Source organism: Limosilactobacillus sp. DJ3M12, from assembly GCF_947381695.1.
Lineage (GTDB): Bacteria > Bacillota > Bacilli > Lactobacillales > Lactobacillaceae > Limosilactobacillus > Limosilactobacillus kinnaridis.
Window position 1 is genome coordinate 45,084 of record NZ_CANCWY010000014.1, and the last position, 6,645, is coordinate 51,728.

A 6,645-nucleotide genomic window follows, 5' to 3' on the forward strand; every position below is an offset into this window, starting at 1 on the left:
GCCTTGCTATTTTATTAGAGAATGTTTTTACTAAAGGTTATTTTGTCCTTGCTTTTGCTTCCTGCATCCATTTTGAAATTCCAATTGAAATTGCGACTCCAATCCCCAACGGAAGAAAAGCTGTAAAGTTAAGGTGACAAACTTCAAATAACATAAATAATGCCATTAACGGTGCCTGCTGTGACGCTGCTAAAAATAATGAGGCCCCAATAACTGCACACTGCGTTAAGGTAACAACCGGGAAGAAGTGCATATAAGGAATACCGAGAAATACTCCAATAACTGCTCCAGCGGCAATCGATGGCGTCAGTGTTCCTCCATAGCCTCCACATTTGATTGTAAATAAGGTAACTATTACTTTAGCAACTAGACCAAACAAGAGCGCTCCTAGGACCTGAGAATTGACGGTGGTCGTATTCATGGCTAATTGAGCAAGTCCCCGCCCGTTTCCCATAATTTGTGGATAAAAAGCTGCAATTGCTCCTGCTGAGAACGATAAAAGTGGTAATTGCCAGAAAATATTTTTACCCGTTGCTCGTTTACTAGAAGCTGCTTTAACTCCTTGTTTAAACCAGGTTCCGGTTACTCCAAGGATTAATCCTAGCACAATTGCTAATGGAACAGATAGCAAAGAGAAATCTCGACTCCTAACAATATAATATGGTTCGAATCCTTTTAAAATCGAACCAATCATCGTTGCGATTACTGACATGATTAAGCTAACGGAAACTGAACGGGCATTAATGCGCCGATATAAAATTTCTAAACAGAAAACAGTTCCTGTAATAGGTGCAATATAGACCCCCGCGAATCCAGCTCCAGCAGCAGCGGCGATTAATAAACGTTTATCTTCATCATTAAGGTGCAACCACCGATAAGAATTAAGCATTCGAGACCATTTCTGAGCGATAGCAGCCCCTGCTTCTCGTGGGGCTAATTCACGACCGATGGAATTCCCAGTCCCTACGAAAAAGATCTGGGTAACCACGTGAATAAATGTTTTTCTTAACGGCATCTCTTTACCATTCAGGGCATTCTTAATACTAACCGGATGATAATGACGTTGAAGAAAGTACCAAATAATTGTAGCAATTATCCCCCCTATTAGCACTGAGACAAATCGATGAAGAGGAAAAATATTAATATTAACTGGAATCTTATTTGTCTCGTTAAAGTTTAAAAAATAGTGCTCTGTTAAATCTAGAATAGCGCTAAGGATCAATGAGCTAAAACCAACGACTATTCCAAGAACAACCGTTGCAACAGCTAATGGAGTGTTCTCTTGCGTTTCTTTCATCTTCTCATCTCCTCGTATTATATAAATCAGTCCTTACGGATTTTGATACTTTACTACTTGCTTTCTGGTCACTGCATGATAACCTCTAATCATCATTGGCGTTGGTCAACTGGTATAGGTTATCGTCTCCTGTAGTTTTAACTACTTAATTAGTCTGCCGCCCAGGCAATCAGCTAATTTACGAACTCACATGCTGTATCGATTAGTGAATCACCTAATTCTGAGTAGGATTAGGTGCAGCTTTGATTCGCTAACCAATGAAATACTGATACTTGCGAGGATGTCTTTAGCGATTGTAATTAGGGGTTATCATGCAGTGATCAGATTAAGACCAGTAAATTTTAATGAAAGGAGGCCATTCCAATGAAACTATTTGTCGGTATTGACGTTAGCTCAAAAGATCTTGTGACTTCAATAATTTCCAAAGAAAAACACGAAGTTGTTTTCCGAGGTAACTTTGTCAATGATTTGAAAGACGCAACTGAATTAAAGAAACAGACTATTAACACGGCGAATTCAAATCAAATTGACCAAGTTATTATCGGAATGGAAGCTACTTCCATTTATAGTTTTCACCCAGCAATGTTCTTTCAAGAAGACATTGATCTGAAAGCTTTTAATACTCAATCAGTCGTCGTTGATCCCAAGAAAACTAAACGTTTTCACGATGTTTTCGCTGAAGACAAAAATGATCAAATTGATGCTTATTACATTGCAGATTACTTACGTGTTGGTCATTATTCGATTGGAATTGTTCGTCAAGAAAATTACATTGCTCTTCAGCGCTTAACCCGTTCTAGATATGAGATTGTTCAAAGCCTGGTTCGAGCTAAACAACACTTTATTGAAAACTTATACTATAAGCTCAATAAGCTTGTTATCTCTGATGAACTTAATACTTCTATATTTGGTTCAACCATGATGCAGTTATTAACTGAAGATCTGACTACTGATGACTTACTCAATATTTCAATCAATGATTTAACCGACTATTTGGCTGAACACGGTCGAGGTCGCTTCGCAGACCCCGAAGCTTTAGCGAAAATGATTCAAAAGGCTGTTCGGTCTTCGTACCGGCTAGATAAAGTCGTAGCTAATTCGGTTGACGCGGTTCTTTCTGTCTATGCTGAAGAGATTAAGGCATTTCAAAAGATGATTAAGGATCTTGATAAGTCAATTGAGAAAGTCGTTAAAGTAACTGATGATGAACAAATTCTGCGCTCAATTCCCGGTATCGGACCAGTCTATGCAGCTGGTATTTTAGCTAAAATTGGTCAAATCGATCGATTTGACAACGAAGCTAAATTAGCTAAATATGCTGGGCTTTCCTGGAGAGAAAAGCAATCGGGAAGTTACACTAGTGATAATACACCGTTAAAGAGAACTGGTAATACCTATCTTCGTTATTACTTGGTTGAAGCTGCCAACCTAGTTCGAACGCACGATCCAGCCTTTGGCGAGTATTATCAGCGTAAATACAAAGAAGTAAAACATACTCCTTCTAAACGAGCCCTCGTTCTTACCGCACGTAAATTAATCAGGGTGATTTACTTCCTACTCAAAAATCACCAAATTTATCAAGAAAAGAGGTAATTGGTATAGGAAGATAAAATGATTTTCGACGCTTAGTTTTAAAATCACCTTGGAACCAAGGCTTATTTAAGTACGCCAAAAATCTGGTCAAAGCAATCAAGCCAGTGGTAATTCCATCTTGACTTATTACCACATGACTATAAAAATAAATCAACTTCCAGTGTATCACGGATGAATGTAAAAAGATAACAACAATCTCTCACTATGTTGAATATTATGTAAACTAAAATAAGACCGAAGAATTAGCGCTAAACTTCTTCCTCGGTCTTATCTTCTATCTCAGATTATTGTTGGACATATGTTTGTGTTTGGGGATTAAATTCAAATGTTAATTTTTGATCATTTAATTCTACAAAGATCTTCCGGTAATTTTTATCATAACCATTATGAGCCATATCTATTGTTACTCTATTTTGAGAAGCCTTGATTTGATAAAGGTTGTATTCACCACTTTGATAAGCAAAGTCAAGGCCGTTATCTTGGTAATGAGTATATGAGGCATGTTGTCCATATAAGCGGAAGGTCATTGTTTCATTAGGTTCATCACTAATATGACTTACTTCAGGGCCCCATGGAATAATCGTATTCTTTTTAACGAATAGTGGTAACTTATCAATTGGCGCTTCTACTAAAATTGACCGCTTACCTGCATATTCAACACCGTTCCAAAAGTCAATCCACTCCCCTGCTGGCAAGTAGACTGCTCGCGTATTTTGGCCTTCTTGAACTACTGGAGCAACTAGTAATTCATCGCCAACCATATATTCATCGTTCATTGTCCGAACAGTAGGATCCTGATCGTAGTTTAATACTAACGGACGCATTATTCCGAGCCCATTCTTTGTCTCCTTGTAACAAAGATCGTATAAGAATGGAATAAAACGATATCTTAACTTTAAATACTTCCGGTAGATTGAGAGCGTTGGTTCACCGAATACCCAAGGTTCTTGTTCACGGGTTCCCATTGAAGCGTGATTACGATAGAGAGGACTAAATAAGGCTGCCTCAATCCACCGTGTTAGCATTTCGGCCGTGGCATCTGCACCAAATCCACCAATATCAGTTCCCGCAAAGGTAAAGCCACTCATTCCTAAATTACATAATTGAGGAATCATCATTTGTAGATGAGGCCACAAACTTTGGTTATCACCTGTCCAGACGGTTGAATACTTTTGCGTTCCCGCATAAGCAGCCCGAGTAATGACATAAGGTCGTTTATGACTGTATTTCTTTAATCCATTGTAAGTAGCCTTTGCCATATTATGTCCATAAACATTATGCAATTTCTTATGGGTAGAAGGGTATTTTCCGTCACTAAAGACAATATTATCAGGGATTTCACCTTCAAACGATGCTGGTTCGTTCATATCGTCCCAAATTCCAGCTGTTCCGGTATCAACAAGGTATTTACAATTATCAGCCCACCATTGTTGTACCTTTTCTCGGCCAAAGTCAGGGAAAACAGCATCGCCAGGCCAAACCTTATTAACATAAACGGTCCCATCAGGATTCTTAACAAAGTATCCTTTCTTAATTCCTTCTTTATAAATTTTATACTTTTTATCTTGCTTAACACCGGGGTCAATAATCGGCATTACTCTAAATCCTTGGTCTCTCAACTTTGAAACAAATGCTTGAGGATCAGTAAACTTTTCTTTGTTCCAAGTAAATACTCGGTAACCATCCATATAGTCAATGTCAAAGTGGATCACGTCACAAGGAAGATCATTTTCTCGTAGTTTAGTCGCAATCTCTTGAACTTTTTCAGGACTTACACTATATCCCCAACGCGATTGCTGATAACCAAGTACCCATTTTTGTGGCAATGGAACGCGCCCAGTAAGGTAAGTATAATTTTTAACAATATCGCTCAAGTGCGGACCACCGATAATGTAATAATCAAGGTTACCGGCGACTGCGGAATAAAAGTAGTAATTAGCATTTTCTTTTCCTAAATCAAGATGGCTCCGATAAGGATTATCAAAGAAAAGACCGTATGGGTGACCGTTCTTCAAGCCTAACATGAAAGGAATAGATTTATAAAGCCGGGTAAAACTTTCTACTTGAGGTGCTGGATTATCAGTATTCCAGTTATCGTATTCGTAGCCACGTTTATTCAAGTACCCAGTTTTATCACCAAGACCATATATCTGTTCATCAGTGGCTAAAGATTTAATTACTTCAAAATATGTCTTATCTTGGTCACTTCCACCAGCAATATCATGACCTTCGGCAGCAACTAATTTTGCATGGGCCTTATCTAATCCACGGTCAATCGGTGTTCGCTTACCCTGATAATCAATAACTAATGGATGACCCTCCTTGTCATATACATTCATTTTCTCGTTGTCGTATATTTTTACAATTAACGCTGCCGTAGTTAATTCAAGATGGTCACCATGATCTAAGACTGTAAAATTAGTTTTAATTGTTTTATTGCCTTCAATAGCATATGATGCTCCTTTTTCACCGTGATCTTGAAATACTCGAATGATTTCAGGCGTAATAACTGATAAAACAATAGCACTGTTTTGATAATTAATCGTAATCTTTTGATCAACAATTGCATATCCACATAATTGGTTATTCATTAAAATCGTCCTTCCTCTTTTTTCTTTTATTGTATCGCATTTATTTTAAATGTAAACGTTTTCGTGGAGGGAGGATAACTTTTTAAGAATAAATGGGATATAATTAAATGTAATAATGAATATGAATGAGGCCTATAAATAATGCATAAAAAAGCACAAATCGGATTCGGACTTTTTTGTTGGATTTTATTCGGAGTATTACTCTTTAATGTTTTAACTAAATCTCCATTTGTTCGTTTAATCGATGCAGGTGGCTTTGATCTGACTGCCCCAGTGTCTAAGTTTAAGACTACTATCCTGACCGAATTAACCTTTATGGGTGACCCAGTTACAGTCGGCATTATAACAATCGGCTTAATGCTCCTGTTATGGCGTCGCGGAAGAGCAACTGATAGTGTTTGGTATGGCATGTTACAATTTATTGGTTACTGTTTAGTTATCCTCATCAAGTATAGTGTTACTCGTCTCCGTCCTTCCTTTCGGTTAATTGATGTTAGTGGATATAGTTTCCCAAGTGGGCATACTTTTTCAACTGCTATTTTCACTTTTACGATCCTAGCCTTCCTTTTACCCTATTGTAAAGTTAAATGGCAGAGGGTAATCTTAGGAATCGTCGGCGCTCTATGGATCATTATTATTATGTATTCGCGAGTTTATTTACGAGCTCATTTTACTTCCGATGTGATCGGGGCCTTTTTACTAGCTAGTGGATGGTGGTTATTAGCTAATAGTCAGCGCGCTATTTTCTTTCATTGGTTACAAAAACCAGTCAATAAAGTCTAACTATCAAAACACTGAGCTGTAATCAATGAGCAGTTATAGCTCAGTGTTTTGCTGTTTTATTACTATTTCTGGGTCAACTAAGATGGCCTTTATAGAGCATAATAAAACCCTCTTTGGCGATATCCGAACTCTAATTCAACTTCATTTCCATTGATTTTTATAGTAAGACGTGCCGTAAAAACTTGCTTCTTAAAATCACTTGTTTTATTTTTGAAAACCGGGACAATAAATTTCATTTGTTCTGTCACAACATATAAAAAAGGACATGCACCGTTAAACGATACATATCCTTTTACTACTGCGCGGCAACGTCCTATCCTCGCAGGGAGCGATCCCCCAACTACTTTCGGCGTGTTGAAGCTTAACTTCTGTGTTCGGCAT

At 37.8% G+C, this 6,645-nt stretch carries 5 protein-coding genes; 2 read left to right on the forward strand and 3 right to left on the reverse strand.

The window, feature by feature from the left end:
- Nucleotides 1–37: 37 nt before the first annotated feature.
- Nucleotides 38–1,297 carry a chloride channel protein gene (locus tag QOS06_RS07805; protein ID WP_085650019.1) on the reverse strand — a complete coding sequence of 420 codons (1,260 nt, stop codon included), beginning with the start codon at nt 1,295–1,297 and terminating at the stop codon, nt 38–40.
- Nucleotides 1,298–1,660: 363 nt separating this feature from the next.
- On the opposite strand from QOS06_RS07805, the gene QOS06_RS07810 reads away from it, so the two are divergent.
- Nucleotides 1,661–2,890 (forward strand): IS110 family RNA-guided transposase, encoded by a 1,230-nt coding sequence (locus QOS06_RS07810; RefSeq protein ID WP_087214860.1) that lies wholly within the window; start codon nt 1,661–1,663, stop codon nt 2,888–2,890.
- 284 nt (nt 2,891–3,174) lie between these two features.
- Here the strand turns inward: QOS06_RS07810 and QOS06_RS07815 are convergent, their stop codons facing one another.
- Nucleotides 3,175–5,481 (reverse strand): glycoside hydrolase family 31 protein, encoded by a 2,307-nt coding sequence (locus QOS06_RS07815; protein ID WP_283595732.1) that lies wholly within the window; start codon nt 5,479–5,481, stop codon nt 3,175–3,177.
- 141 nt (nt 5,482–5,622) lie between these two features.
- Between QOS06_RS07815 and QOS06_RS07820 the strand changes: the two genes are divergently transcribed.
- Nucleotides 5,623–6,264, forward strand: coding sequence for a phosphatase PAP2 family protein (locus tag QOS06_RS07820; protein WP_078010048.1), 642 nt, complete (start codon nt 5,623–5,625; stop codon nt 6,262–6,264).
- Between the two features lie 89 nt (nt 6,265–6,353).
- Here QOS06_RS07820 and QOS06_RS07825 read toward each other — a convergent pair.
- Nucleotides 6,354–6,645: hypothetical protein (locus QOS06_RS07825; protein WP_152719466.1), on the reverse strand; the 292-nt coding region annotated here is incomplete at its 5' end.

Excerpts from the sequence above, each read along its gene's own strand:
- QOS06_RS07815 (WP_283595732.1), bottom strand. The coding sequence starts at position 5,481 with ATGAATAACCAATTATGTGGATATGCAATTGTTGATCAAAAGATTACG.
- QOS06_RS07810 (WP_087214860.1), top strand. The coding sequence starts at position 1,661 with ATGAAACTATTTGTCGGTATTGACGTTAGCTCAAAAGATCTTGTGACT.
- QOS06_RS07805 (WP_085650019.1), bottom strand. The coding sequence starts at position 1,297 with ATGAAAGAAACGCAAGAGAACACTCCATTAGCTGTTGCAACGGTTGTT.
- QOS06_RS07820 (WP_078010048.1), top strand. The coding sequence starts at position 5,623 with ATGCATAAAAAAGCACAAATCGGATTCGGACTTTTTTGTTGGATTTTA.